Source organism: Gemmata sp. SH-PL17, assembly GCF_001610855.1.
Lineage (GTDB): Bacteria > Planctomycetota > Planctomycetia > Gemmatales > Gemmataceae > Gemmata > Gemmata massiliana.
This window is the reverse complement of the sequence record NZ_CP011271.1, coordinates 7,636,819-7,662,867: the sequence shown is the minus strand read 5'-3', so window position 1 is coordinate 7,662,867 and position 26,049 is coordinate 7,636,819. Positions and strand designations below refer to the sequence as shown.

General features: G+C 65.0%; 21 protein-coding genes. 8 read left to right on the top strand and 13 right to left on the bottom strand.

The window, feature by feature from the left end:
* Positions 1 to 73: 73 nt before the first annotated feature.
* A complete protein-coding gene (locus tag VT84_RS31765; protein ID WP_157470064.1) occupies positions 74 to 1,870 on the top strand; it encodes a hypothetical protein in 1,797 nt (598 codons plus the stop codon).
* Positions 1,871 to 1,993: 123 nt separating this feature from the next.
* A complete protein-coding gene (locus VT84_RS31760) occupies positions 1,994 to 3,313 on the top strand; it encodes an ATP-binding protein (RefSeq protein ID WP_052557332.1) in 1,320 nt (439 codons plus the stop codon).
* A 60-nt stretch (positions 3,314 to 3,373) separates the two neighbouring features.
* On the opposite strand, the gene VT84_RS31755 is transcribed toward VT84_RS31760, so the two are convergent.
* Positions 3,374 to 4,609, bottom strand: a complete 1,236-nt coding sequence (locus VT84_RS31755; RefSeq protein WP_157470062.1) for a DNA polymerase — start codon at positions 4,607 to 4,609, stop codon at positions 3,374 to 3,376.
* Positions 4,610 to 4,886: 277 nt separating this feature from the next.
* On the opposite strand from VT84_RS31755, the gene VT84_RS31750 reads away from it, so the two are divergent.
* Complete coding sequence (locus tag VT84_RS31750; RefSeq protein ID WP_162271905.1) at positions 4,887 to 7,226, top strand: nicotinate-nucleotide--dimethylbenzimidazole phosphoribosyltransferase; 2,340 nt, start codon at positions 4,887 to 4,889, stop codon at positions 7,224 to 7,226.
* An 88-nt stretch (positions 7,227 to 7,314) separates the two neighbouring features.
* Here VT84_RS31750 and VT84_RS31745 read toward each other — a convergent pair whose 3' ends face one another.
* Both VT84_RS31745 and VT84_RS39130 read right to left on the bottom strand, forming a co-directional pair.
* Positions 7,315 to 8,109, bottom strand: coding sequence for a hypothetical protein (locus tag VT84_RS31745; protein ID WP_082842334.1), 795 nt, complete (start codon positions 8,107 to 8,109; stop codon positions 7,315 to 7,317).
* Positions 8,093 to 8,182 carry a TIGR02996 domain-containing protein gene (locus VT84_RS39130; RefSeq protein ID WP_157470060.1) on the bottom strand — a complete coding sequence of 30 codons (90 nt, stop codon included), beginning with the start codon at positions 8,180 to 8,182 and terminating at the stop codon, positions 8,093 to 8,095. The genes VT84_RS31745 and VT84_RS39130 overlap by 17 nt, the downstream gene beginning before the upstream one ends.
* 279 nt (positions 8,183 to 8,461) lie before the next feature.
* Here VT84_RS39130 and VT84_RS31740 point away from each other — a divergent pair, with 279 nt between their 5' ends.
* The 3 genes from VT84_RS31740 to VT84_RS31730 all read left to right on the top strand — a co-directional run bounded on the left by VT84_RS31740 (position 8,462) and on the right by VT84_RS31730 (position 15,024).
* Positions 8,462 to 13,051, top strand: a complete 4,590-nt coding sequence (locus VT84_RS31740) for a PAS domain S-box protein (RefSeq protein ID WP_052557318.1) — start codon at positions 8,462 to 8,464, stop codon at positions 13,049 to 13,051.
* 95 nt (positions 13,052 to 13,146) lie between these two features.
* Positions 13,147 to 13,989 (top strand): hypothetical protein, encoded by an 843-nt coding sequence (locus VT84_RS31735; RefSeq protein WP_157470058.1) that lies wholly within the window; start codon positions 13,147 to 13,149, stop codon positions 13,987 to 13,989.
* Between the two features lie 120 nt (positions 13,990 to 14,109).
* Positions 14,110 to 15,024 (top strand): prenyltransferase/squalene oxidase repeat-containing protein, encoded by a 915-nt coding sequence (locus VT84_RS31730; RefSeq protein ID WP_157470056.1) that lies wholly within the window; start codon positions 14,110 to 14,112, stop codon positions 15,022 to 15,024.
* Between the two features lie 53 nt (positions 15,025 to 15,077).
* Here the strand turns inward: VT84_RS31730 and VT84_RS31725 are convergent, their stop codons facing one another.
* The 10 genes from VT84_RS31725 to VT84_RS31680 form a co-directional block, all read right to left on the bottom strand.
* Positions 15,078 to 15,359 (bottom strand): hypothetical protein, encoded by a 282-nt coding sequence (locus tag VT84_RS31725; RefSeq protein WP_082842332.1) that lies wholly within the window; start codon positions 15,357 to 15,359, stop codon positions 15,078 to 15,080.
* Between the two features lie 164 nt (positions 15,360 to 15,523).
* Positions 15,524 to 15,766 carry a hypothetical protein gene (locus VT84_RS31720; protein WP_157470054.1) on the bottom strand — a complete coding sequence of 81 codons (243 nt, stop codon included), beginning with the start codon at positions 15,764 to 15,766 and terminating at the stop codon, positions 15,524 to 15,526.
* A 37-nt stretch (positions 15,767 to 15,803) separates the two neighbouring features.
* Positions 15,804 to 17,264 (bottom strand): caspase domain-containing protein, encoded by a 1,461-nt coding sequence (locus VT84_RS31715; RefSeq protein WP_082842330.1) that lies wholly within the window; start codon positions 17,262 to 17,264, stop codon positions 15,804 to 15,806.
* Between the two features lie 79 nt (positions 17,265 to 17,343).
* A complete protein-coding gene (locus VT84_RS31710; RefSeq protein ID WP_052557305.1) occupies positions 17,344 to 17,859 on the bottom strand; it encodes a hypothetical protein in 516 nt (171 codons plus the stop codon).
* A gap of 14 nt (positions 17,860 to 17,873) precedes the next feature.
* A complete protein-coding gene (locus VT84_RS31705; RefSeq protein WP_082842329.1) occupies positions 17,874 to 19,043 on the bottom strand; it encodes a homogentisate 1,2-dioxygenase in 1,170 nt (389 codons plus the stop codon).
* A gap of 302 nt (positions 19,044 to 19,345) precedes the next feature.
* Positions 19,346 to 19,561 (bottom strand): hypothetical protein, encoded by a 216-nt coding sequence (locus VT84_RS31700; protein WP_052557301.1) that lies wholly within the window; start codon positions 19,559 to 19,561, stop codon positions 19,346 to 19,348.
* Positions 19,558 to 20,271 carry a fumarylacetoacetate hydrolase family protein gene (locus VT84_RS31695; RefSeq protein WP_082842328.1) on the bottom strand — a complete coding sequence of 238 codons (714 nt, stop codon included), beginning with the start codon at positions 20,269 to 20,271 and terminating at the stop codon, positions 19,558 to 19,560. The genes VT84_RS31700 and VT84_RS31695 overlap by 4 nt, the downstream gene beginning before the upstream one ends.
* A gap of 5 nt (positions 20,272 to 20,276) precedes the next feature.
* Entirely contained in the window at positions 20,277 to 20,849 is a 573-nt protein-coding gene (locus tag VT84_RS31690) for a Uma2 family endonuclease (protein ID WP_082842327.1), read from the bottom strand.
* A gap of 16 nt (positions 20,850 to 20,865) precedes the next feature.
* Positions 20,866 to 21,966 (bottom strand): 4-hydroxyphenylpyruvate dioxygenase, encoded by a 1,101-nt coding sequence (hppD, locus tag VT84_RS31685; protein WP_052557297.1) that lies wholly within the window; start codon positions 21,964 to 21,966, stop codon positions 20,866 to 20,868.
* Positions 21,967 to 22,371: 405 nt separating this feature from the next.
* Positions 22,372 to 23,271 (bottom strand): hypothetical protein, encoded by a 900-nt coding sequence (locus VT84_RS31680; protein ID WP_052557295.1) that lies wholly within the window; start codon positions 23,269 to 23,271, stop codon positions 22,372 to 22,374.
* A 157-nt stretch (positions 23,272 to 23,428) separates the two neighbouring features.
* Between VT84_RS31680 and VT84_RS31675 the strand changes: the two genes are divergently transcribed.
* Positions 23,429 to 24,427: an NADPH:quinone reductase gene (locus tag VT84_RS31675; protein WP_052557293.1), complete on the top strand. Its 999-nt coding sequence runs from the start codon at positions 23,429 to 23,431 to the stop codon at positions 24,425 to 24,427.
* A 142-nt stretch (positions 24,428 to 24,569) separates the two neighbouring features.
* Entirely contained in the window at positions 24,570 to 25,682 is a 1,113-nt protein-coding gene (locus tag VT84_RS31670) for a hypothetical protein (RefSeq protein ID WP_052557291.1), read from the top strand.
* The last annotated feature ends 367 nt before the right edge of the window (positions 25,683 to 26,049 follow it).

Here is a 26,049-nt window from a genome sequence, read left to right as displayed (position 1 = left end):
GCGCCTCTCCGGCCGGTCGCGCGGATCGGGCGAACCGGTTGGCGCTCGCCCCGTGGCGTGGTGAAATAACTTCATGAAGCTGCTCACCTCAGTTTTCCCACGAAACGGACGGGTGCTGCCGGGCGGGTGGTGGTTCACGCTCGCGGTCGTTGCGTTCCTCGTCGGGCTCGAAGTTGCCGGGCGCTACGCCACGTCCGACCTCCACGACGCGCTGGGGGCGTTTGCACTCATTGGGGCCGGGGGGCTCGTGGCCGCGCGGCACCGGCGCGAGCCGCTCCCGTGGGTCGTCCGGCTCGCGGGTGTCGGGCGCAAGTTGACCGGGTCCGCGGCGTGGCTCCGCTACGATCACGGCATCGACCTGCGCGGCGTCCCCCCGCTCCCGCGGCGCACCCCACCCGTCGTGTTCGCGGTCATCGCGCTACTTTTCGGATGGGGTCTTGTCGCCGCCGGCGCGTGGGTCGCGTTCCCGTTGGGTTGGCGCGTCGTCGGGTTCTATTCCTCCTACACGCTTTATCTCGGGTTCATGATCGCCCTCTGGGGCGCACTGGCCGCGGTCACGTTCGTGGGCGTGTTCGTTCCGATCGCGGTACTCGACAAGCGCTTGAAGGAGTGGGTCGGCGACACGGACCGGCGCGGGGCCGAACTCGCGGCCATTGTGGGGTACGCGGTGTTCGTCGCGACGATCGCCTGGGTCGTCCCGCCGGCCCCGGTGCTGGCCCTGTGCCTCGTCGTGGCGGTAGTCGCGTGGCTCGCGTACCTGCCGCGCACCACCGACGGGGCCGCGCTATTGTGGCGCTCGGCGACCGACCAGCCGGTGTTCGCGGTGCCGCTGCGCCGGGCGCTGGCGGTGATCGTGGGGCTGACCGCGTTGCTCGCGTTCGACGTGCTCCTCACCGCGTGCGGCGGGCGCCTGTTCGACGTGCCGCGCCACGACGACGCCATGCCCCTCACGGCCCTCCTCGGCACCGTGACCGCGTGGCTCCTTCCGGGCGTGCTGGGCGTGCTGGGCGTTAAACTCGTCAGCGCGCGAAGTAGCGACCCGGCTCGGCGCACGCCACCCACGCTTCACGTCTCAGGTGCAGACGAAGGGGTGATCCGGCAAGCCGTGCGGATCGCGCGGAGGTGGGCCTGGTTCGTGCGCGCGACACCGGCGCCGCGTGCCGCGGGACAGGTGGGCATCGAGATCGTCGGGCCGGAAGCCTCCGAAGCAACGGAGTTCAACCCGCGCTGGCCGCTCAAAGTGTGTCTCACGGACCTCGGACTGCGGGCCGTGAAGGAGCGCCTCGACCGGCGCGACGAGATCAAGGTCCGGCGCCAGTTGTTCCGCGGGTTGCAGAAACTGTTCAAGCGCGCGAGCGCGTTCAAGGGGCCGGCGGGCGGCGGGTTCTGGCTCGCGCCGCACTGGTGGTTCGTTGAGGGCGTCGGGCGCGAGGACGCGGACTCGGCCAGTGAAGAGGCCCCGCCCCTCGTGGGACCGGCGTACCACCGCGTGCTACCGGCACGCGCACGCCAGCACGCGCACGCGGTCCTGCGGGCCACGCAAGTGGACATGATCTTCGTGGAAGACGGCGTGACGTTCCGCAACCTCGAGCGCGCGCTCCGCGTGCTGACCGAGTTGTACGACGTTCACGGCGGGAAGCGGCGCGCGGAGGAGATGCACTTCCGCGGCATCCCGAAAGTGAAAGCGATGATCCACGAGTACGAGCCGGGGAACCCGTTCCGCTCGGACCTGTACCCGGAGCCGAAGTTCGATGATCTGTCGCGGGTCCGGGTGCTACACATCTTCCGCGACCGCGGCGCCCACGAGGAGTTGACGGACCAGCCGTTCGATTTCTCCTCGACGCCCGCGCCGGTGGGGATGTGGGGCTAGGGTGTGTCTCACGGGCGCTAGTCCCACCGCTCCCCGAATGTGAACAGAAATTACTGTCGGATTGTTGCCGGGTGAAGTACAGTAACAAACCAGTTTGTACGCTGATTACGCACCGTGCCTCCAATGACGACACCGCTCATTCCGGAGCCGAGTCGGGCCACCGAAGTCGCCCGCCTCGAACTCGCCCGCCTCTCGCAGAGCGAACCGCTCGACGCCGTGTTCCGGCGGGCGTGCGAACTGTCCGCGGGGGCGCTCACGGTCGAGCGCGTCGGGGTGTGGCTGTTCATCGACGACCGCACCGCGCTGCGTTGCGCGAACCTGTTCGAGCGGGGCAAGAACGAGCACTCGGCCGGAGCGATCCTGCGGGTCGAGGACTTCCCCAACTACTTCGCTTCGCTCTCAATTCGTAAGGCCGTTCCCGTTGAGGTCGTCGGGAACGAGCCGTGGACGGCCGACCTTGCCGCAAAGTACCTTCAGCCGCTCGGTATCGGCTCGATCCTCGATGCCGGTATCTTCCTGGGCGGTGAACTAACTGGCGTGGTGTGCCACGAACACGTCGGGCGCCCGCGCGAGTGGACGACCGAGGCCCGTGACTTCGTTGGTTCGATCAGCGATCTGCTCGCGCTCCGGATTCAGTCGGCCGAGGTGCGCGAATTGCGCGCGGCGTTCCTGACACAGGACGAGCGCGCGGCGGCGCAAGACAAGGCTGCGGCTCTGGAGCAACTCGCGGCGGGTGTGGCACACGACTTCCGCAACCTGTTGTCGGTGTTTCTCGGGTACGGCGGGCTACTTAGCCGGCGCACCGACATTCCGCAAGACGCGCGGAAACAGGCGCAAGACATCGTAACGGCCGCGGAACAAGGGGCCGCACTCGCCAAGGGGCTGATGGATTTCGCGCGCCCGAAGGTCGCACCGCCGACTGTGCTCGACCTGAGCCTCGTCACCGCCGAGTTCTTACCGGTTCTCAAAGCGGCGGTCGGTTCCAGGCACGAGTTGCGGTACTCGCAGCCCGCCGAACTCGGTCAGGTGTTCGTTGAAAAGGACCAGTTCACGCGCCTGTTGTTGAACCTCGCGCTCAACGCGAGCGAGGCCATGCCCGAGGGCGGGACGATCAAGATCCGCCTCGCGCCCGTGAAGTTGACCGGGAACCCCAGCTACCTCGGCCGCTTTGTGCTGCTCGAAGTGTCAGACACCGGAGGGGGCATCGACGACGAGACGCGCCGCCGGATGTTCGAGCCGTTCTTCACCACCAAGAAGCAAGGCACGGGGCTGGGGTTGGCGATCGTGCGCCAGGTCGTGGATCGCGTGGGCGGGCTGATTCGCGTCGAGAGCGTTGCGGGAAAGGGCACCACGTTCCGCGTGTTCTTCCCGCGCGTGGGGGCGAGCACCGGTGGTACTTCACTGTTCCCCATCTTGCCGGGATCGGAAGAAGACTTGAAGTAACCGCGCAAAAATAAAACCGGCTTCCGCCGGTCCGCACGTGTTCGGGTTGTTGCGCTCGGTTCAGTTCACGCGGCGATCGAAGTCCGGGATTTGGGTGAACGCGACCCGTGACGGGGCCGCGTCTCGCATCCCGAACATTGAGCCCAAATAGACCACACTCGCACCGAATTCCGCGTTCACTTCGTCCATCGCGTGCGACAAATCTTCCGCCTGGTGATCGTCGTCGAACAGGGATGGCGTCGCGCTCCGGGCCGGCACCAGTTCACTCAGCACCATACTCACCTTGAACGGCGTGCGCCCGCGCGGGCGGTGCTCCCACATCTTCGCTGCCGCCGCAACGAACGCCTGCGTGTCGCGGCACCGCGGCACGCGCACGCTCTCTTCCCACCGTACCGCGTCGCCCCGGTCGGCGTCCAGAAAGCGCACGCCGACCGATATCGAACCGGCCCAGTAGTTGATCTTCCGCAACCGCGCCGCGGCCTTGTGAACGAGGCGTATGAGCACCCCATACGCGCCCGCGTCGGTGCGCAATTCCGGAGGCAGAACGTGCGAGTGGCTCACGGTCTGGCGCCGGGTCGGGGTGTCGGCCACTTCCTCACCGCGGAGCAATCGGTACCAGCGCTCGCCGTGAATCTTGCTGCCCCACACTTTCGCGAGCGCTTGTGCGGGCGCGGCGCAGAACTGAGCGGCCGTGAAAATACCGTGCCGATTCAGCCGACGTTCCATGCGCGGGCCGACACCGGGAAAGTCGTTCAGCCGGAGCTTGTGGAGCTTGTACGGCAGGTCCGCGTCCGTGAGGACGGTCAGACCATCCGGTTTCTCCATGTCGGCCGCGACTTTCGCCAGCAGTGTGCTCGGGCCGGCGCCGATCGAGCACGCCATGTAGTCGCCCGCGAGGGTGCGGATGGCACTTTTGATCTTCTGTGCGAGGAGCGCGATTTTCTCCGGCTCGCGCTCGGCACTGGTCAGTCGGCACGACATTTCGTCGATGGATACAACTTTCTCGATCGGAATGACGCTCCGCACGGCCGCGAGAATGCGGTTGTGCATGGTGACGTAGCGGCGGTGTTCCCCGGTCACGAACACAATTCCCGGGCACAACTTGCGCGCTTCCCACACCGGTGTACCCGTCTTGACGCCGCCCGCTTTTGCTTCGTAGCTCGCCGCGATGCACGAGGTCGTTTCGGCCTTTGTGGGGATGACCGCGACCGGGCGGTATCGCAGTTTGTGATCGTACTGTTGTTCGACGGACGCGAAGAACGAGTTCATGTCGATGAACAGGTGTCGGAGCGGCACGGTACGCCCTCATGGATTCATCCGTTCACTACGAGCGGATATGGTGAATATAAGTGCGCTATATTTGGCGAAACGCAACCGCGCGGCGGGTAAAAATGACAAAAAAACTGTTACCCGACATCGCAAAAGCAGGCGCACGGGGGGGGGAGAAACTTCGTTTACACTGGTGCGCGCTCGCGCAGTGTTGCTTCGGTTTCTTGGTAAGCGGACGAGAAACAACCCTGCCTCGCGCCAGTACAATCAACACGTTCCGTTCACGGCCCGCGGATGTCGTTTCATGGCCCACCCCACTCACGCCGAAATACTCGCGCACCTCGCCAACCTCGCTTCACCCCCCGGTGGGTTGGGCACACTTCATTACTTGGCCGAGCGATTGTGCGTTGTTCAGCAGGCGCTCAAACCGGTCACGACCCCGCGCCGGCTCGTGCTGTTCGCGGCCGACCACGGGCCGGACGCGGAAAGTCGGGTCGGGACCACGATCCACCACATCGCGGACGGTGGAGCCGCGACCGCAGTCGTTGCGAAGTCCACGCACACGGAATTGGTGCTGGTCGACGTCGGTTCGCGGGCTGATGCGCTGCCGGAATCGCCGCGCTACCGGAGTCGCAAGGTGCGCCCGGGTTCGCGCGATTTCACGAAGCAACCGGCGCTAACGGTCGACGAATTCCGCACCGCGTTCGTAGTCGGGCAGAAGGAAGCGGAACAGTCGCACGCGGACGGGATGAGGTTGGTGGCGGTTGATGCGCTCGGTGCGGAAAGTGCGCACGTCGCGGGTCGGGTTCGGGCCGTTGACGCGGACCGAACCGATGACCTCATGGGCGCGTGGGGCGCGGTCGGAGGGGCAGACGTCGCGGCCGTCGCGGGGTTTATTGCAAGAGCCGTTGAACTCGGGTTAACCGTGCTGATTGAGGGCGATGTGGCGCGAGCAGGGTTGCACGTCACGGAGCGACTCTATCCCGGCACTGCGGCGAAGGTTGTAGAGGCGGAACCTCCCCCCCCGTCCCCCCTCCCTGAAGGGGGAACAGAACCAAATACAACCAGCGCGAAGCAATCGGCGACGGTTTTAAGCCCCTCTCCGTTTAGGGGAGGGGTTGGGGAGGGGTTTCAGACAGAGCCTCTCCCCACCGAAGGGCTTTCCGCACTGCTTGTGTTTCCGCTCCTCGACGCGGCTGTTGCTGTCGTGGTGCGAGCGGCGCGGCGCGAAGAACCGGAGCGTGATACTCGCGCGAAGCCCGCGCGCAAAGTGGCCGTGTTTACGGGAAGTTTCGACCCACCCACGACCTACCACCGCCGGGTCGCGACGCTCCTGCGCGGGTGCGGGTTCGACGAGGTCGTCGTGCGGCCCACCGGTCCGCGGTGCGACACACCGGAAACCGAGCACGCGAAGCCGGTCCACCGCGCGGTAATGGCGGATCTTGCATTTCGCGACCTCCCCGGGGTTACGGTCGACCTGTCCGACCTCGACGACGCGGTATTCACACCCCACTACTCGTTCAACGATCTGCTCGCGGACCGCGGCGAGGTGTGGCACGTGATCCCCGCGGAGTTCGTTGTGGGCGGGCGCACGGGAGAATCCGCCATTCACACGAAATGGGAACTGGGGTTGGACGCCTGGACCAGTCACCGGTTCGTCGTGCTGCACTCGCCCGAGGCGCCGCCCGACCCGGCCGACCTGCCGCCGGTGTGCCGGCTCGTCGCGGTCGACGGGCACGTCGCTACGGAAGACATTCGGCTCCGCGTGTTCCAGGGCGGTTCGCCGCGCCCCGACGTGACCGACGATGTGGAGGAGTACATCCGGCGCTACCGCCTGTTCACCGGCATGTCCGCCCCGCGCGAAACCCGCGTGCGGCTCGGGGCGCCGCGGTTGAAGATCGTCACGGCTGATAAGAGCGAAAAAGCGCTGCGGGCCGCGGAGCCGTTCCGCAAGCTCGAATCGAGCGACCCGACGCACATTCTCGTGCTCGGGGGCGACGGCACGATGCTCCAGGCGATCCGCGACTACTGGCGGTTGCGGCTCCCATTCCTGGGACTGAACGCGGGGACGCTCGGGTTCCTGATGAACGAGTCGCTCCCGCCGGACCCGGACGGTACCGAGATCGTGCTGTACCGGATGCCGATGATCCGCGTGGACGCCGAGCTGCCGGACGGCAAGCGCGTGCAGTCGCTCGCGTTCGCCGATGCCTGGGTGGAGCGCGACAGCGGGCAAGCCGCGTGGCTGAAGATCGAAGTGGACGGCAAAACGCAGGTGCCGCGTGTGGTCGGCGACGGGTTGCTCGTGGCGACGCCCGCCGGGTCGAGCGCTTACGCTCGAGCGATGGGCGCGACCTCGGTTCCACTGACCGCACCGGTGTTCACACTGGCCGGGTCGAACGTGTTCCGCCCGCGCTTCTGGAAGCCGGTCGCGCTCCCGGAAACGACGTCGGTCGGATTCACGAGCTTGGACCACAACGGTAAGCGCCCGATCCGCGGGTTCATTGACGGGCACCTGATCGGTGCCGTGAAATCGATGCACGTCCGCGTGAGTACGGTTGCGATGGTGGAGTTGGGCTTTACGCCCGAGTTTGACCTCTCTGCCCGCTTACTGCGCTCGATGTTCCCGCCTTCGGACCCTTTGTGAACGTGCGGGTTGCCCGTATTTCGGGTTGACGCACCGTTAATAATCGCGCCTGAAAATCGAAACGATCGGCCCATGCGCAGCCGATCGCTCACGCTTTAAGTCCGCTTCCGAACCGGGCGACGAGCGTCGCGAGACCGTCCCCGCCGATACGATTGCTGGTCAAATCGATGCGTGTCACGTTCCGCAAGTGCGGTGATTGTGCCAGGGCCTGGGCGCCCGCGTTGCCGATGCGGTTGTGCGCGAGTGACAGGCGCTCGACCTGCGTGAGTCGCGGATTTTGAGCCAGATCACACGCTTCCGGGTCACCGAACCCGTTGTGCGACAGATTCAGTGCGCGCACCTTGCCTAGAAACGGTGATCGCGCCAACCAGGGCACGAGCGGCGTCCCCGCGCGACCGGGGGATAGGCCCGCAAGCGTCACCTCCGATGCAGAAGCCATAACGGGCGCCGAGAGCAGCGCCGCAAGGAAGGCATCCTGGCTCGCGCGATTGGGGCCCCACAAGCGCGTAACTTTCACAGCTATCGGGCGCGAGAACGGGAGCAGCGTCCGCGCGTCTACCGCGCGTTCCGGGCCGGCCACGCCGATCTCGAACAGCACTTCGGCGATTGGTTCGCACACGAACAATTGCCGGAGCGGAACCACGCCGGCCAAACTCTGGGAGTTGAGGCGGAGTTGCGTGACGAACCCGCGCTCGAAGCTCGGGATCGCGACCGCAGCGCCCCACTTCCACGCATCGGGCGGCGCGCTCAACCCGGCCCATTGCCACGCATACGCGGTGAACAATCCGAGCGCCTCCGGGTGCGCACCGGCGCATTGAGCGCGAATGAATTCGGCCCGGGTCGCGTCGAGGTAACTGCCGGATTCGTTAAAGGCAATCGGCAAGCGCGAGGCGCGGGAGATCGTCCGCCGGGTTCGTGAGCACGGCGCGGAGTAACAGGTCGCGATCGGTCAGCATCGGTACGTCTCCGCGGTTGAGTTGTTCATTCCAGAGATGCCCCGGCTCAGGCGGAAGGTTCGCTGGCATTTTCTTGTTTCGCACGAATTTGTTTGTTGCCCTTCAATTCGGAGAATTGATCCGTGCTTAGCTGTTGTGACAGAACTCGCCACAGTTGGCAGGAGACGAATCGAGCGCCATAATTTGGCTGCTGTATATCTTTCCCATAGTTCCACTATCGCAACCCGTGACTAGACGGGTGGGGAGCTAACGCCCGATTTACTGTCGCTTGTACCAAACTTGAACGCCCCTCTCTCTCCTTCCCTGGTCGCTCACGCGCTCGCCGACCCGTACCGGCTGTTGGTCGAGGCGGCTACGGACGTCGCTTTGTGCGCTCTCGATTCAGCGGGCCGCGTCGTCACCTGGAACACCGGGGCCGAGCGCCTCACCGGGTACCCGCGTGGGGACGCGGTCGGGCGCTCGTTGACCTTCCTTTACCCCACCGGTGCTGGCGCCGAACAGTTGGAACAAGTGCTCCGGGGCGCACTCGAGCGCGGGCGGGTCGAAGAGTTCGGGGAGTGGGCGGGACGGGGCGGCGCGCTTTTCACGGCGCGCTGGGTGACCACGGCACTGTTCGAGGGCGGGCACCACGTCGGATTCGCGGTCGCGCTCCGAGCCGAGAGCCCGGTGCCCGCACCGGCGGACCGGACCGGCTCCGACGCCGAGCTTCGCCGCCTGCGTGCGATCGTGGACCACACAGTCGACGGCGTCGTGGTCGCGGACACGGACGGCAACCTTCTGGAGTGGAACCCGGCCGCCCTCCGAATGCACGGGTTCGCGGATCTCGATTCGGTGCGCTGCCACTTTTCGACGTTCACTGACATGTTCGTGCTTTCTCCGCTCGGCGGGGAACCGTTGCCGTGTACCGAATGGCCGGTGTCCCGACTGATTCGCGGGGAGAGCGTCGGCTGCGAGCTTCACGTTCGACGGACGGACGTCGGGCGCGAGTGGATCATCCGGTACGACGGGACCGTGGTTCCGGACCCCGCCGGGGGATCCAGGCTCGTCGTCCTCACGCTCCACGACGTGACCGAACAGCGCCGGGCCGAAGCGGACTCGCGCCGGTCCGCGGACCTGCTCCGGGCGGTGGCCGACGGGACGACCGACGCGGTGTTCGTGAAGGACCGGGACGGCAAGTACCTGCTGTGCAATGAGGCCGGTGCGCGCTGCGTCGGCCGACCGGTTTCGGAGGTGCTCGGAACGGACGATGCCGCTCTGTTCGATGCCGAGAGCGCGCGGCTGATTGCGGAACGCGACCAGCGGGTCATGGAGTCGGGGCGCGCTGAAACGAGCGAGGAAGTTCTGACGGCGGTTGGCGTGACCCGCGCGTATCAGGCGACGAAGGCCCCGTACCGGGACGCGGCCGGGGCCGTTATCGGCGTCGTCGGCATTTCCCGCGACGTCACGGAGCGGAAACGGGCCGAAGAATCGCTCGTCCTCTTCCGCGCGCTCGTCGACCGGACGACGGACGGGATCGAGGTGATCGACCCGGAAACGGGGCGGTACCTCGACGTGAACGAAAAGGCGTGTTTGATCCACGGGTACACTCGAGAGGAGTACCTGGGGCTCACCGTGACCGATGTTGAACCGGGTGCGGCGTGGCGCTCGTGGGCGGAGGGCGCGGGCGACACCGGAACGTTCGAGGGCCGGCGCCGGCGGAAGGGCGGTGCGACGTTCCCCGTCGAGGTCCGCGCCAACCGGGTCCGGTTGGACCGCGAGTACCTGGTCGCCGTGGTCCGTGACCTGACCCGGCGGAAGATGGCCGAGGAGTCACTGGAACAGGCGCACGCGCTCCTGCGGACCCTGATCGACACGCTGCCCGATGCGATCTGGACCAAGGACACGAACGGTCAGTTCGTCACCAGTAATCGGGCACACAACGAGATGGTCGGGGCGCGGGCCGAATCGGACGTCATCGGGAAGACGGGGTTCGACTTCCACCCGCTGAAACTGGCCCGCCGGTACCACGAAGACGATATGCGGGTGCTGCACTACGGCGAGACGGTGTTCAACAAAGAGGATCTCGTTCACACCCAAGGGCGGGAGCGGTGGCACCTGGTCTCCAAGGTACCCCTGCGCGACCGGTCCGGGGCCGTCACCGGGTTGGTCGGAATCAGCCGGAACATTCAAGCCCTCAAGGAAGCCGAGAACACGCTCCGGGCGAGCGAGGCCCGGACCAAGGCCGTCATCCAGACGGCCCTGGACTGCATCATCGTGATCGACGCACAGGGGCGCGTTCTGGAGTTCAATCCCGCGGCGGAACGGGTCTTCGGGTGCACCCGGGGGGAGGTGCTGGGGACCGAGATGGCGGACCTGTTCATCCCACCCGAGCACCGGGACGCGCACCGGGCCGGGATGCTCCGCTACCTGGCTACCGGGGAGGGACCGGTCCTCGGGCGCCGGCTCGAACTACCCGCGCTCCGCAAGGGTGGCGAGCGGTTCGTTGCGGAACTGAGCATCGGCCGCAACCCGGGCGATCCACCGACCTTTACCGGCTTCCTCCGGGACATCACGGACCGGAAACGGGACGAAGAGGCCCTGCGCCAGGAGCGGGACCGGTTCGCGCGCCTCGCGGCCGTTTCTCCCGGGGTGATCCACTCGTTCCGCCTCCGGCCAGACGGTACCCGCTGTTTCCCTTACGCCAGCCCCCGGATCGCGGACATTTACGGGGTTCCGCCCGAGGCTCTAGCCGAGAACACTTTGGCCGTTCGCGCGCTGGTGCACCCGGACGACATGACCCGGTTGCAGGCGGACCTGGCCGAGTCCGCTCGGACCATGTCGGTCTGGCACAGCGAGCACCGGGTCCAGCACCCGGTGCGCGGGGAGATCTGGGTCGAGTACCGGTCGGCCCCGGCGCGCGAGCCGGACGGGAGCATCCTGTGGCACGGGGTGCTCACCGACGTCACCGAGCGCAAGCGCGCCCAGGTCGAACTGGACCGGCGCCGCGCGGAACTGGAACTGATCCTCGACACGGTACCGGCCCTCATTTTCTTCAAGGACCGTGCCCACCGATTGGTCCGCGTGAACCGGGAACTGGCCCGGCTCGTCGGGCGCCCCCGGGGCGAACTGGAGGGGCGCACCGACGAGGAACTCGGTTCCCCGCACGCCGCCCGGTACCACCGGGACGAGGACGCGATTATGGCCAGCGGGCGGCCGCTGTTGGGCGTGATCGAGCCGCTGCACACCGCGACCGGGACGCGGTGGCTGCAAACGGACAAGGTGCCGTACCGCGACGGAACCGGGACCGTCGCCGGGGTCGTCGGGTTCGCCATCGACGTCACCGACCGGCGCGTCGCGGAGGAGGCGCTGCGGCGCACCCAGGAGCGGCTCCGCTCCGTGATCTCGTCCAGCCCCGCGGTGCTCTACACTCATACGGTGGAAAGTGGGCGGATCGGCGGCATCGCGTGGATGAGTGAGAACGTTCGCGGGATGCTGGGGTTCGCCCCGGAGGACGTGGCCGATCGCGCCTGGTGGGGCGTGAACGCGCACCCGGAGGACCGGGACCGTGTAACGGTGGCCGCGGGCAAGGATCTGTTCGCCAACGGGCGCGTAACCGAGGAGTACCGGGTCCGGCACCGGAGCGGCCAGTACCGCTGGGTCCGGGCCGAACTGCGCCTCGTGCGGGCCTCGACCGGGGAGCCGGTCGAGGTGGTCGGGTCGTGGTCGGACGTCACCGAGCGCAAACAGGTCGAGGAGCAGTTCCGCCAGGCCCAGAAAATGGAAGCGGTGGGGCGCTTGGCGGGCGGGGTGGCCCACGACTTCAACAACCTGCTCACCATCATCAACGGGTACGCCGACCTCCTGATCGGGAGCACGCCCGCGGCCGACCCGACCTACAAGGCGATAACGGCGATCGCGGCGGCCGGGGAACGCGCGGCGGGGCTGACGGCCCAACTGCTGGCGTTCAGCCGTAAGGCGATCATCGAGCCGAAGGTGCTCGACCTGAACGAGCTCGTGTCCCAGTCCGCCCGGTTACTCGCGCGGTTGATCGGGGAGGACGTCACCCTGTCCACCGTGCTCGACCCGGGGCTGGCGCGGGTGAAAGTGGACCCCGGCCAGATCGAACAAGTGGTCATGAACCTGGTGGTGAACGCGCGGGACGCCATGCCGACGGGCGGGCGCCTTACGATCGAAACACGGGCGCTGACGGTCGTCCCGGGCGACGCCGCGTGCCCGGATGTGGAACCGGGCGGTTACGCTCAATTGAACGTTTCGGACACCGGGTCCGGGATGACGGACGAAGTGAAGGCCCGGATCTTCGAGCCGTTCTTCACCACAAAAGAACAGGGCAAGGGCACCGGACTGGGGCTGGCCACGGTGTACGGCATCGTCAAGACGTATGGGGGGCACATCGACGTCCACAGCGAGGTCGGCGCGGGGACGACGTTCAAGCTCCTCTTCCCGGTTGTGACCCAAGAGGCGCCGCGGTCGGCCGCCGCCGAGACTGCGTCCGCGCCGCGGGGGGCCGAGACGGTCCTACTGGTGGAGGACGACGCCGGGGTGCGCGGGGTCGCGAAAATTGCCCTCCGGACGCACGGGTACGAGGTTCTGGAAGCGGACTGTGGAGCGGACGCGGTCCGCGTTATCGCGCGGCACCCGGGCGTGATTCACCTCCTGATTACCGATGTCGTGATGCCCGGGGTGGGGGGACGAGAGGTCGCGGAAGCGGTACGGGCGCGGTACCCCGGGGTTAAAGTCGTGTACATGAGCGGCTACACGGACGACGCGGTGGTGCGCCACGGGATCGGCGCCGCGACCGATGCGTTTCTCCAGAAACCGTTCACGCCCTTCTCTCTCGCGCGGAAGGTGCGAGAGGTGCTTGACGGGTGACCGGCCGCGGCCCCGATTTCGTTCTAGGATTCGACGATTAGGACGGAATCGCTGGGACAAGGCAGGATTCGCGCCTCAAATGAATGGGGTGGGGCGTGGGGGCGGAAGAATCGGTCGATCGCGTGCGGTTCACGGGTGAATTCGAGTCGGCAGAACTGGAAGGGGCCTACCGGCGCCGGCACCTCGCGCACGATCTGGCCCTCGGGCGCGTCATATTGTGTGTGTCCCCCGTTGCGGCTGTGGGGCTCGGGGCGATCGACTATCGTTTGTTCCCCGGCGGCCCGGAACTGATCGGGTTGTGGGGCGCCCGCGCCGCGTTCGCTTTCGGGTCCGCGCTGGCACTTTTTCTCCTGCGCGGCGCGAGCACCCCGGGCGCGTTCGCCCGTGTTGTAGGCGGCTGGTGCGTACTCTCCGTTGCCCTACACGTGTACGTTGGCTCGGTGTGGCCCGCCGGTCACACCGAGATGCGGATGACGGCCCTGCTCGCGGTCCTCATGTCTTACTGCGTACTGCCGCTCCCGCTCCCGATGCAGGCCGCGGGAGCGCTGCTGCACACCTTCGGTGCGGTTCTGGTCGCCGGGTGGCTGAACCCATCGGGGGATGTTACCTCGGTCGTCGGCGACGTGTGCTGGTTGTCCATCGTGAACGTTTTCGGTTTCGTTCTCGCGTTCCGCCTGCACGCCCGGCAGCGCCTGCTGTTCGCGGCCCTGCTCCGACAATCCGAACTGTCGTCGAGTTTGGGGCAGGCGCTGGCCGAAGTACGGACCCTGCGCGGGCTGATCCGGGTGTGCGCGTGGTGTCACAAGGTTCACGCCGAGAGCGGGTGGCAGCAGCTCGAAGCCTATGTCCGGGACCACAGTCACGCCGAGTTCACCCACGGTATGTGTCCGGTGTGCTTCGCCGCCGCGCAAGCCGAGGCCGTGAGCGAAGTCGGGTGAGCGTCGATCGGTAATCGGGACGGGCCATTTCCTTTGTTCGCTGTTCGTTTCGTCCTTTGGTGGCGGTATTCTGGGAGCGCGTTTGGCTCACCAGAGCGGACCGCCAAGAGGAGAAATTTCGTGAGAACGTCATTCGCAATAGTGTTTTTGCTCCCTTCCATTGCGTTCGCGCAGCCGACCGCGGCGCAAAAGAAGGAGACGGTGAACTGGGTGACGGACCTGCAAGACCCCAACGGCGGGTTCTACCCCAATCCGCAAGATCCCAATACCGATGCGGCCCCGCGCCCCAGCCTGCGGGCGACGAGTAGCGCCGCTCGGGTGCTGAAGTACCTCGGGGCAGATGTTCCCAACAAAGATAAACATGCGGCGTTCGTGCTGAAGTGTTACGACCCGAAGACGGGCGGGTTCGCGGAGCCGGGCGGCAAGCCGGACGTGGTGCTCACTAGCATCGGTGTCATGGCCGCCGCCGAGTTCGGCATCCCGCACGAGAAGTACGCGAAGGCGATGGACTACTTGAAGGAGAACGCGAAGACGTTCGAGGACGTGCGTATCGGGGCCGCGGGTGTCGAAGCGTGGGGCGTAAAGGACTGCCCGTTCAAACTGGACTCGTGGTTCGAGATCGCGGCAACCTACGGGCGTGACACGTTCAAAGGGGCGCCCGGGGCGGAGCAGGCGCGCGAGGCCGGCTCGCTGCTCGCGTTCAATCTGCGCCTGAAGCCCGATGAGAAACTCGAACCGGGGAACCAAGCGGCTGTTGCGGCCCCGTTGCTAACTGGTCAGCGGGCTGATGGTGGGTGGGGCAAAAAGGGCGAAAAAGCATCGGATATCGAAACGACGTACCGCGTAATGCGGGCCTTGATGCTGCTCAAAGAGAAGCCGAAGGACGTGAAAGAGCTGCGTGCGTTCATCAACGCGCACCGCAACAAGGACGGTGGGTTCGCGACCAAGCCCGGGGACAAATCGAGTATGGGCGGTGTGTACTACTGCACCGTGATCTCGAAGTGGCTCGACGAGATGGACGCGGCGAAGAAATGACAGGCACCAACGAAACGGCCCCAGTCCACGGACTGGGGCCGTTTCGTTTCGCGTTACACCGCGCTCGTGCTGGTGGCTGCGCTTGCTTCTTTGGCTTTGCGGGCCTTACGTGCCTGAATGAACGAATTCACGCACAGTCCCACGAACACCACACACACCACGATCATCAACTCGCCCGAGATCGCAGACTTCTTGGTCGGATCGAATTCCCCGGTTTTGCTGATCTGGCGAATCAGCGGCATGAACCCGCCGAGCGCGCCGAGCAGCCCGACCATCGCCGCGAGGTGCATGACGTGCTTGCGGAGCTTGTCGTTGAACGCGAGCGCGCCGCACACGATAAGCGTCGCACCGAAGAACGCGGGAATCAGTGCGGTGACGGGGGCGGTTGAACTTCTGAGGTGCCGTAGCCCACGATCCCGACCAGAACCAACAGGGCGCCGCAAATGAGCGTCGGCCAAGCCATCATCGGTGCGTCTCCGGTAGTAAGTGAATGCGCGGTTTAACCGTGATCTCGTCCGGAGATTAACTGTAGGACTTGCTGCACCAGTTGGTCCGGTCCCGCGATGTCCACGAGCCACGCATCGACGAACACGGACAGTTCGCCCTCCGGGAAATGGAAGCGGTGCAGGCCCACGCCGAGCGATTCCCATTCGCTTTCGTGTACCCCACCAAGCGTGCGAATCGCAGCGGCGAGGCGGTCGCGCGTGTCGTAATCATCGGACGAGCAGATGTCGGCGCGCATAGCTTGGCCCAACCCCAGCATTCTGGAGATTTGTCGCTTATCCCCCACTCGGTAGCGCCTTGGGTTCTCCCAGGGCGCCGAACTTGCGCAGGAACACGAGGAACTGTTCCATCAGGCTCGACGGGTTTCCGGCTTGGCCCTCGATCGTGACCGCGTCGCGGGTGACGTTCACTCGACCCGCGAACCCTGTCAGTGCGATCACCGCGGCGCCCGAGTCGCTCGCCACGCTCACCTTTACGCCTTCCGGCGGGGCGTCTTCGATGCGGTCCACGAAGTCGGCCACGTCCACCGGCACCGCGAACTCGAACACGAGCTTGTCGAACATCGTGCCGAAGACGTTGCGGAAGCCCTCGCCGCGCACGAAATCGGGGCCGGACAGTCGGCTCACCTCGCGCCGCCAAATCACCTCGGACGGATCGTCCTCGTTCACGCTCAGCGCCACCGTGTACTCGAAGTCCGGCGTGCGAATGAACCCCAGCCCGTCGCGTTCGGCCGAGACGTCCAAGTCCTTGCGCTTGTAGCCGAACGTCTCGCGCACCATGTCGAACGTGTTGTCGAGATCGGCCTTGATGTCGGCCGTCGCGATGCGGTTGACGTACTTCCGCGCCCACTCGTTGGCGCGGTCCGGGATCGGCTGCCCCTTGCGGTACCCGGTGAGGTTCTTGACCTCCCCGCGGCTCTCGGACCGGAACACGACGCGCTTCATGCGGGTCGGGTCGAGCAGGTCACCGCCCGGCCCGAGCAGCTTCTCCAGTTCCGCGACCACCGCCGCGCCGCTCGCTTCGCCGTAAAGGGTCGGGGTCTGTTCCTGGGCCGTTTCGTAGGTGCGGCGGAGCGTGCGCGGGACCGCGTCGGCGAGGAAGTCGTGGAGGGCCGCGGCGGTCAGCGCGCCGTCCTTGCCGACGCCGCTCCGCGTCTTGCCGGTGAACGCTTCGATGAGGTGGTGCCGCCAGATCCCGTGCCGGAGCTGGGCCGACTCGAACGAGCGCTCGCCCTCCGCACACGCGAGCAACCCCACGCATTTTGGCGACTTGTCGAGCAGCGCCGCGAGTTCCGCGTCGTCGAGGCCCGGGTGAAGCAGCTTGCTTTCTGCGATAGTAAGCGGGTCGATGTCGAGGAGAACCGTGATTTCCTTCGCCTTCACTTTGCTGAGTTGCGCGAAGAGGTCGGCGACGGAAAGGGCCGTTTCGAGCGGATCGGGCACGATCGTGTCCGCGCACGCGATGTACCCGCGCCCCTTCACGTTGAACCCGCGTGACGCGACCAGCACGAGCAACGATTCCGCGTCGCCCACAATCTTGGGCAGGCGCTTCAGCGTAGCTTCGATGACGGCCTTGGTCGTGCGGTGTGCGGCCAGGAGCGTGCAGCGCTCTTGAGCGTAACCGACGGCGGGCAGCGCGCGGAACAGTTCGGCGCAATCGGCCGCTGCGTACTGCACGATCGGCCCGGCCTCGAAAAACGTTTCCACCGCGATCAGCAGAGCGGCACGGTCGGGCACATCAACCCCCTTTGGAGAGTGAACGAACGGGGAGATTCTACGCCAAAGGGAGCACCTGATACGAGGTGAGTGGGGCGGGTCAGATGTCGATTTTCACCAGCGAGCAACTCTTCGCGTGGCCCAGCCCGCGCTTCAGGATGGGGAACGTCTGGCACAGCGTGATTGCGAGCGCGAGTTCCACCATTGCCTCTTCGCCGAACACCGAGCGGAGCCGGTCGCGGTACTCGGTTTCGTTACCGTCGTTCACCGCGATCGCTTCGGCGAACCGGTACACGTCGCGCAGCGACTCCGGCAGTGCGTCCACGTTCCCGAGGTACGCGGCCTTCAGGATCGCGGGTTCGACGCCGTCAGCTTTGGCAAGGTTGATAACCGTTTGTACGCACGGACCGCAATCCTGGTGTCGCACCGCGACCACGCGCGCGACGTGGAACGGAGCCGCCGGGAGCTTGTTGCGGTACGCGGAGGCCTGTGCGACCTTCGCGAACTTCCAGAACGCGCCCGGCGAGTGGTCGAACATCTGCCGTAGGTAGTCGAGCGGCTCGCCGAGTTTCTTCTCAGCGGAGCGGATCTTCCAGCGCACCAGGAAACCGAGCATGCGGGCGCCTCCGTTCAGTCCAGCCACGAGTACGGGTACTTCGGGTCATCGAGTTCCAGCGACTGTTTCGTTACGAACAGCGGGCGGAACGTGTCCACCATCACCGCGAGCTCGTCGGTCCACTTGACGTCGCGGCTGGCGACGATGGTGCCCGGGTGCGGGCCGTGCGGGATACCGTGCGGGTGCAGCGTGAACGACGCCTCTTCGACCCCGCGCCGGCTCCCGAACTTCCCGCGCACGTAGTACAGCACTTCGTCGCTTTCCACGTTGCTGTGCGCGTAGGGCACCTTGATCGCGTCCGGGTGCGTGTCGAGCATCCGCGGTGCGAACGTGCAGAGCACGAACCCGGGCGTCTCGAACGTGAGGTGGATCGGCGGGGGCTGGTGGATTGTGCCCGTGATCGGCTCGAAGTCGTCCGCGTTGAACGTGAACGGGTACACCTGGCCGTCCCACCCGATCACGTCGAACGGGTGATTCGCGAGCACGTACCGCGACAGTTTGGCGCCGTCCTTGATGACCACGGACGTGTCTTTCTCTTCGTCCAAGACGAACAGGTCCGTGGGGCCGTGGAGGTCGCGTTCCGCATAGGGCGCGCCGAGCCGGAGTTGGCCGTCGTGATTGAGGTACTTCGCAGGAACGCTTACCTGGCCGGCCGATTCGATCACGAGGAGGTCGGGCTGCGTGCCCGGATCGAAATCCAGTTTGTACGTCGTGCAGCGCGGGATCACGACGTAATCGAAGGGCTTGAATGGCAGCACGCCGAACGCAGTGAGTAACCGGCCCGCCCCTTTGTGAACGAAGATCACTTCGTCCGCGAGTGCGTTGCGGTACAGTTCCGCTTGCGGTTGTGCGGGTCGGCACCGCCACAACGTGACGTCCGCGTTCGTGAACATCGGGACGCGGCCCGTCACGGGATCGCCCTTCGTGGGCATCGTGCCGCTCTTGAGGTGGTGGTGCCGCAGAACCGCTTGTTCGGCGACGTCCACGGCGATCGTGCCGGCCGGCTCGATGTGCTTCACGCGCGTCGGGGGCCGGAGGTGGTACGCGATCGAGTACGCACGCGAGAAGCCCTGCGTGGTTATCACTTCTTCGTAGTAGATGCCCTCGTCTTTGAAGCCCGGCGACGTGCGGTGCGCGGTATGGCGTTTCTTGGGAACGCTGCCGCGGGAGAGGTAGTGTGGCATGGTCCGTTCGCCTAACAACGAGGGCGAAGAAAAAGAGCCACGGATGAACACCGATAACACGGATCAGACACAAAGCAGAAGGCAGATCTGATTTGGTTTTAATCCGTGTTATCGGTGCTCATTCGTGGTGGCTTTGTTTTGTCCGTTCAGGTCTTTGCCAGTGTTGTTGCGTGGCCCAGAATCGTCGGCCCCGCTTTGAGCAACGAGCACGTCGGCTTCCAGCCCAGCTCGACGCGCCGGGCGAGCAGTTCGTCCGCGCTCGGACGGTGATCCCAGACGGCGACCGCCGCCAGTTCACCGAATCACGACACGCCGAAGACGAGCCAGCGCGAATCCGGGAGCGGGAGGTACAGGTCGTAGCTGTACTCGTCCTGCTGTACGAGATCGATACCCGCGAACGGGATGCCGGCACCGGGTGCCCACTTCAGAATCGCTTCGAGGTTCCGGAGTGACGCGACCTGCTCGCCTAGCGCCGAATTGCGACTCACGAGCGCGGCGAGTTGTTCGGGGTACGTCATGCCGGGCGCTCCACAACGGGGTTCCGCAAGGTGCCGAGGCGCTCGATCGTGAGTTCGACCACGTCGCTGGGCTTTAGCCACCCGCCCACCGCTTCGGGCGTCAGTTCCAGAATGCACCCGGTGCCGACGGTACCGCTGCCGATCACGTCACCGGGCTTCAGCTCGGTGTCGCGGCTCGCGTGGGCGAGGATCTGCGGCCACGTCCAGTACATGCTACCGCCGTTGCCGCGCGAATACTCCTTACCGTTAACGGTCGCGGTCATCTCGACGTGGAGCCGGCCGTCGCGGTAGACGTCGCGTAGTTCGGCAACTGGAACGATGCGCGGACCGAGCGACGTCGCGAAGTCCTTGCTCTTGGACGGCCCGAGGCCGACGGCCATCTCCGCGCGCTGAATGTCCCGTGCGCTCCAGTCGTTCATGATGGTGAACCCGTCCAGACACTCCAACGCGGAGTCATCGGCCGGCAGGTCGCGTGCCGGCTTCCCGACGACGCACGCGAGTTCCAGTTCGTAATCGAGCGCTGTGCTGCCCTTTGGCGCCCAGACCGGGTCGCCGTTGCTGATGATCGCGACCGGGTTCGAGAAGTAGAAGACGGGCACCTGATACCACTGCGGCACCATGTCCAGTCCGCGGTGCCCGCGGCACGTCTTCACGTGCTGCTCGAAAGCGTAAAAGTCTCTCAGTGACGCGACGGGGAAGGGGGCCGGCATGGGTGTTACTCGAAGATTTCGGCGACTCGGCACGCGAAACCGGGAAGGTCGGCCCCGCCGGGTAGTTCCTGGGAGCGTGTGTACATAACGGGTTCAACGTTCGCTCGGTGAACGGTCACTGTCTCCGTAGCGGTATCCACGATCCAAACTTGTTTGACACCGCAGTCGAGATACTCTTCGATCGCGTCCGTGATGTCTTGTTGTTTGTCGTTCGGGGAGAGTACCTCGACCGCGAGAATCGGAGCACCGTCCACAAAGGTGGTCTTTTTCTTGACCGCGGCTGCCTGCTCCGCGGTTGCGAGCGCGACATCGATACCGACATTCGTTTCGGGGTCTTTCCGGAGGCGGAAATAGGCTTCACCCCCGTAAAGTTTCCCACGCGGTTTCGGCTGCTTGGCGAGCCAAATACCGAGCAGGATGCCGATGGTCATTACCGCGCCCGCGTGATTCGGGTTGCGTTTGGTCACTTTGCTCTCCCGAAGCTCACCCCGAAACAGCCAACGGTCCACTTTCTTGCTCGGCGGTAGCGCGAACAAATCATCGTTTGTTAGCAGTTTGATGGCCGCTGTGTCGCTCATGGATCGCACCTCAAAATCACAGAGTGCCACGCAACTCCTGTTCGCGCTCGATCGCCTCGAACAGCGCCTTGAAGTTGCCCTTACCGAAGCTCTTCGATCCGCGGCGCTGGATCACCTCGAAGAACAGCGTGGGGCGGTCCGCTACCGGCTTCGTGAAGATTTGCAGCATGTAGCCCTCGTCGTCCTTGTCTACGAGGATGCCGAGTTCCGCCAGTTCGTCCAGGTCTTCTTTGATGTTGCCGATGCGGGTGGTGAGGTCGTCGTAGTACGTGCGCGGGACGCGGAGGAACGACACGTCGTTTGCTCGCATCGCGCGGACCGTCTTCACGATGTCGCCCGTGATGAGCGCGATGTGCTGCACCCCGGGGCCGCCGTAATACTGGAGGTACTCGTCGATCTGACTGCGGCGCTTCGCCTGGGCTGGTTCGTTGATCGGGAACTTCACGCGGCCCGTACCGTTCTGGACCACCTTCGACATGAGCGCCGAGTACTCCGTGCTGATGTCCTTGTCGTCGAACGACACGAGCTGGTTGAAGCCGAGCACCTTGCGGTAGAACTCGACCCACTCGTTCATCTTCCCTTCTTCGACGTTCGCGACGATGTGGTCGATGGCCGCGAACCCGACCGGGCGCGCGGTGCTCGGGCTGTAGCGCTCCGGGGCGATCGGGTGGAAGCCGGGCGCGAACACACCGCGGTACCGGTCGCGGTTGATGAACGTGTGCGTGGTGTCGCCGTAAGCCTTGATCGTCGCGGTCTCGAAAACGCCGTGCTCGTCTTCGAGTGCCGCCGGCGGTGCCACACCTGCCGCGCCGCGCTTCAGAGCTTCCTCGTAGGCGCTGCGCACGTCGGGCACGTCGAGCGCGATGTCCATCACGCCGTCGCCGTGCTTGACGAGCCGGGCGCTCTCGGGGTGCTTGTCTGAGAGCGGCGAGGTCAGTACGAACGTGATTTCGCCCTGTTTCAGTACGTACCCCGCTTCGTGCTTCACTTTCGTTTCGAGGCCCGCGTAGGCGAGCACGTCGAACCCGAATGCGTTGCGGTAGAAGAACGCGCTCTGGCGCGCGTTGCCGACGAAGAACCGCACGTGGTCGATCTTGCGAAGTGGGATGTCTGTCATGGGTGCTCTTCGTGTTGGGGGCGAACGGCCGGCGCGAATCGGCTGAATAGCGTTAGAACGATAGACGCGGACCCGGGCTCAATTTCAACCGTTTTGGGCGACCGGACGGCTAACATTTGTTAACGTTTTGATCCGTTTCGCAGTCGTTTTCCCGGTTCACTGCGCCAAAATATCCTTGTTTTCACGCTAAATGACGCGGTTGCTCACAATTGCTGACATTTCGGGGACACACGACCGCCGGGGCGGGGAGAATTGTGGGCGATCTCCGGTCGTTCGTGCGTTCCTCGTGCGCTCTCTGAATTGGTCTCCGGTATCGGAAGCACCACTTCGCCACCAACTGTCTCATTATACGGGAATGGTGTACGAAAAATCAGTAAAATATCTGGAACGCGCGTTTTGAGCGCCTCACAGTACGGGGATATTGAACCGCCGCACGAGCGACTCTAGTTCCCGGCGCAGAAACGGGAGCGACGGGGCGATGAAGAAGTCTTTCTGCATCTGCGACGGATCGTAGTCCGTGGAAATTACGGTTTCCGTGACGAACGGGCGCCGGGTCGCGTTCGGGGAGAACAGCGCGTGCGGGATCTCGCCCGTGCTCGAAAGGATACCGGCTCCGAATACCTTCGTTTCACCGCGCTCCTCGATCAGCCCGAATTCGATGCTGAACCAACTAAAGCGCTTCAGTGCGAGTACCTGATCGCCGTGCGGCGTGCTGGCCGCGGCCTTGCCGATGAGCGTGAGCAGCTCTGCGTAGTCCTGGTTCATGAGCGGCGGGACGTGCCCCAAGCAGTCGTGGATCATGTCCGGTTCCGGCGTGAACTCGGGGTGCGACCCGTGCCGGATGAACTGCGTGACCGGGAACCCGCGCTGGGCGATGTACTCGTAGAACGTCCGGTACGGTAACGCCCCCTCTGCGGGGACGAGGTGCATGTTCGTTTCGCGCTGCACGCGCTCGCTCAGCGTCCGGAGTTGCGGGATTTCGGTCTGCGTGATCGCCAGATCGTCCTTCGCACGCAAATAGATTTCGCAAGCGTACTTGCGGTGCAACTCGTCGAGCTTCGGCGATACCTCGCGCCAGATCCGCGTTTCTTCGGGCGTGTACGTCACGAACGGCGGTCCCAGCTTTTCGAGCCGGTGCTTGCGGGTGAGCGCGAACAGTCCCTTACGCCGGGCGATGTACTCCGCGTCGTGTTCGCCGGGGTGCCCGGGTTCGAGTTCCAGTTCGGTGGTATCGGGTGGTTCGACCATCTGGTGCGCGTCGATGACCGAGCCGTACTCGACGAGCGTGTTCGGTGATTCGTTCATTGCTACACCTTACAGAGCGACGGGCCGAGTGGACGTGAAAGGGGCACCCGTGACCGGAGTGCCCCCCGGTTTTATGCTATCGGAGCGCGCGGTCTTCCGCGCCCCCAGCTTCTGCCAACGCCGGTACGCTTCTTCTCCCAAACAGACGGGCCGAACTATGAAAGCCGCGTTCTTTGAAACGACCGGAACGCCCGACGTGATTCGCGTGGGCGATCTGCCGACCCCGCAACCCAAAGAGGGCGAGATCCTGGTGCGGGTGACGGTCGCGGCGATCAATCCCCTCGACGCTTACATCCGCGGCGGGCTGGCACCGATGCCGTTCCCGAAGCCCGCGATCACCGGCACCGACTTCGCCGGAGTCGTTGAGGCCGTGGGATCGGGTGTCACGCGATTTAAACCGGGCGCCCGTGTGTGGGGGAGCAATCAAGGAGTGTTGGGACGCCAGGGGACTTGCGCGGAGTTCGTGTGTATGGACGAGAAGTGGGCCTATCCCACAGCGGAAGGTGTTTCGGACGAACAAGCTGCGGCCGCCGCGCTCACGGGAATCACCGCGCATCTGGGATTGTTTCACCGCACGAAGTTGCAAGCTAAGGAATTCGTTTTCGTCAACGGCGGGACCGGTGGCGTCGGGTCAATGGTCATCCAGATGGCCAAAGCGGTGGGTGCACGGGTAATCTGCACCGTCGGAAGTGATGAGAAAATGGCGCTCGCGCGTGAACTCGGTGCCGACTGGGTCGTCAATTACAAGACGGAAGACGTGGGCGCACGTGTCAAGGACGCGACAGGGGGTGCCGGAGTCGACGTGTGGTTTGAGACAGTTCCGCCCACGGACCTCGACAAAACGGTCGATCTCATGGCCCCACGCGGGCGCGTCGTGGTGATGGCCGGGCGCGCCGCGCGTCCGGTCTTTCCGAACGGCCCGTTTTATGTGAAGGGGCTTTCTCTGTTCGGGTTCGCGATGTTCAACATGACCGCGGTGGAGCAGCAGGTGTGCGCGGACGATATGGGGCGCTGGATGGCGAAAGGGGCCATAAAAGCTCTGGTCGGGGCTCGGTTCCCGCTCGCCGAAACCGCTCAGGCACACCAGTTGCAAGAGGACAACACGATTCGCAAGGCCGGGACTCTTTCGGGGAAAATTGTCATCTCGCCAACGTAACTCGAGATTGAATTGTTGTTGTGGCATCGCGAAAATAAAACCAAAACACGAAGATTGTGTAAGGGTCGCCCAACTAAAACGAATTACCGATAGCGTGCGACGGAGCCGCCGCCTTACTCTCGGCTCAACGAATGGTGTTACCATGACTCGGCTTACGGCTGTTATCATCCTCGGCGGCGCGGGTTTCCTTCTCAGCCCCGCCAGTGCTTCCGCACAGTTCGGCCCCCGGGCCGGTTTAGGTGGTCCGGCGCCGATCATCGTGCCGTCGTTCAACCCGTTCTTCTACGTGCCGCAGTACCGGTATCAGAGCAATATGTTCTTGCCGGGGCCGTTCCCGAACACGACCATTTGGACCACCCGCTACTACTACAGCACGAACCCGATCTGGTCGGTGTCGCCCGCGTACCCGGCCATTTACTCTCAGTCTCTGGGCTCCTCGTACAGCTCGATGGGTGTGCGTCCGAACCTCGCACTGGAAGCTCAACGCGACCTGATGCGTGCCCAACGCAGCATGTCCACCCCGCCGGCTTCGACCAATGCGGTCGGGAGCAAGCCGGCCGGAGCCGTGATCGAGAGCGTCCCCAATTCGCCGATGCCCGAAGGGTTCGGCACCGCGCTCGCTCCGGCGGATCGGGCGAAAGTGCTGTCCGGTGAGTCGCTCAACGAGCTGCTCGCAGCGATCGTGAAGGCAGAGCCGAATGGTGGGTTGCGGGCGTCCGCGTTCGTGCCGAACATGCTGCTCAACGAAGTGCGCTTCGGTGGGTCCGATGCGGCCGACGCTCTGAACCTCGCCCGGCGTGCGGGCAACCTGGAGTTCCCGGCCGCGTTCGATAACGCCGCTCTGAAGGACGACCGCCTCGCACTGGCCCGCGATTTCGCCGCAGTCGCCGAACGGTTGCAAGCGGGCAAGGCCGTGGATGCCAACAAGCGGGCACAGTTTGAAGTGACGCTCCAAAAGGCGGAAACCGCGTTCGCTTCGATCAAGAAGGATCTGCCGGCCGACGACGCGACCGCTGCAAAGCGGTTCCTGAACCAAATGGCGACCGCCCTGAAGGTGATGAAGACGGACACCGCCACTGGCCTGATCGACCCGAAGTGGTCCTCAGAAGGGACGACGGTCGCGGACCTCGTGAAGCACATGACGCGGTACAAGCTGCAGTTCGCCGACGCCCCGGCCGGGAACGAGGAATCGTACCTGACACTGCACCGTAACTTCGCGGGCTACCTGTTCCTTCTCACACAGCCGAAGAAGTAACACCCGCGAATGTGAAACGCCACCCGCTCGTTAACACTCGCGGTTCGCCTTGAACTTCTTGGCGAACCGCGAGTGTTAACGAGCGGGTGGCGTTTCGCAATTACGAGAACTACGGCTTTGCGGATCGGGTAAGAAGGCATTGAAATCGGTGCTCGGGCGCAGGTAGTATGGACCCCGCACCCGAGCCGTACTGTTGACCCAACTTATCTTCACCGATCTGTGTCTTCTGGGTTTGTCCGTGGCGCCCCTCTTTTCGGCGGGTTGTGCCACTCCACCCACGTTTCCCACTTGTGCCCAGCCGCCGGGCCGCTATACAACAACCCCGACGCCCCCGTCCGTGTTCGCCCGAGCGCGGTGCGCGGGTATT

Coding starts and splice junctions, on each gene's coding strand:
- VT84_RS31765 (WP_157470064.1), top strand. CDS start 74: ATGAAGCTGCTCACCTCAGTTTTCCCACGAAACGGACGGGTGCTGCCG.
- VT84_RS31760 (WP_052557332.1), top strand. CDS start 1,994: ATGACGACACCGCTCATTCCGGAGCCGAGTCGGGCCACCGAAGTCGCC.
- VT84_RS31750 (WP_162271905.1), top strand. CDS start 4,887: ATGGCCCACCCCACTCACGCCGAAATACTCGCGCACCTCGCCAACCTC.
- VT84_RS39130 (WP_157470060.1), bottom strand. CDS start 8,182: ATGCTGACCGATCGCGACCTGTTACTCCGCGCCGTGCTCACGAACCCG.
- VT84_RS31720 (WP_157470054.1), bottom strand. CDS start 15,766: ATGCGCGCCGACATCTGCTCGTCCGATGATTACGACACGCGCGACCGC.
- VT84_RS31710 (WP_052557305.1), bottom strand. CDS start 17,859: ATGCTCGGTTTCCTGGTGCGCTGGAAGATCCGCTCCGCTGAGAAGAAA.
- VT84_RS31705 (WP_082842329.1), bottom strand. CDS start 19,043: ATGCCACACTACCTCTCCCGCGGCAGCGTTCCCAAGAAACGCCATACC.
- VT84_RS31700 (WP_052557301.1), bottom strand. CDS start 19,561: ATGACGTACCCCGAACAACTCGCCGCGCTCGTGAGTCGCAATTCGGCG.
- VT84_RS31695 (WP_082842328.1), bottom strand. CDS start 20,271: ATGCCGGCCCCCTTCCCCGTCGCGTCACTGAGAGACTTTTACGCTTTC.
- VT84_RS31690 (WP_082842327.1), bottom strand. CDS start 20,849: ATGAGCGACACAGCGGCCATCAAACTGCTAACAAACGATGATTTGTTC.
- hppD (WP_052557297.1), bottom strand. CDS start 21,966: ATGACAGACATCCCACTTCGCAAGATCGACCACGTGCGGTTCTTCGTC.
- VT84_RS31680 (WP_052557295.1), bottom strand. CDS start 23,271: ATGAACGAATCACCGAACACGCTCGTCGAGTACGGCTCGGTCATCGAC.
- VT84_RS31675 (WP_052557293.1), top strand. CDS start 23,429: ATGAAAGCCGCGTTCTTTGAAACGACCGGAACGCCCGACGTGATTCGC.
- VT84_RS31670 (WP_052557291.1), top strand. CDS start 24,570: ATGACTCGGCTTACGGCTGTTATCATCCTCGGCGGCGCGGGTTTCCTT.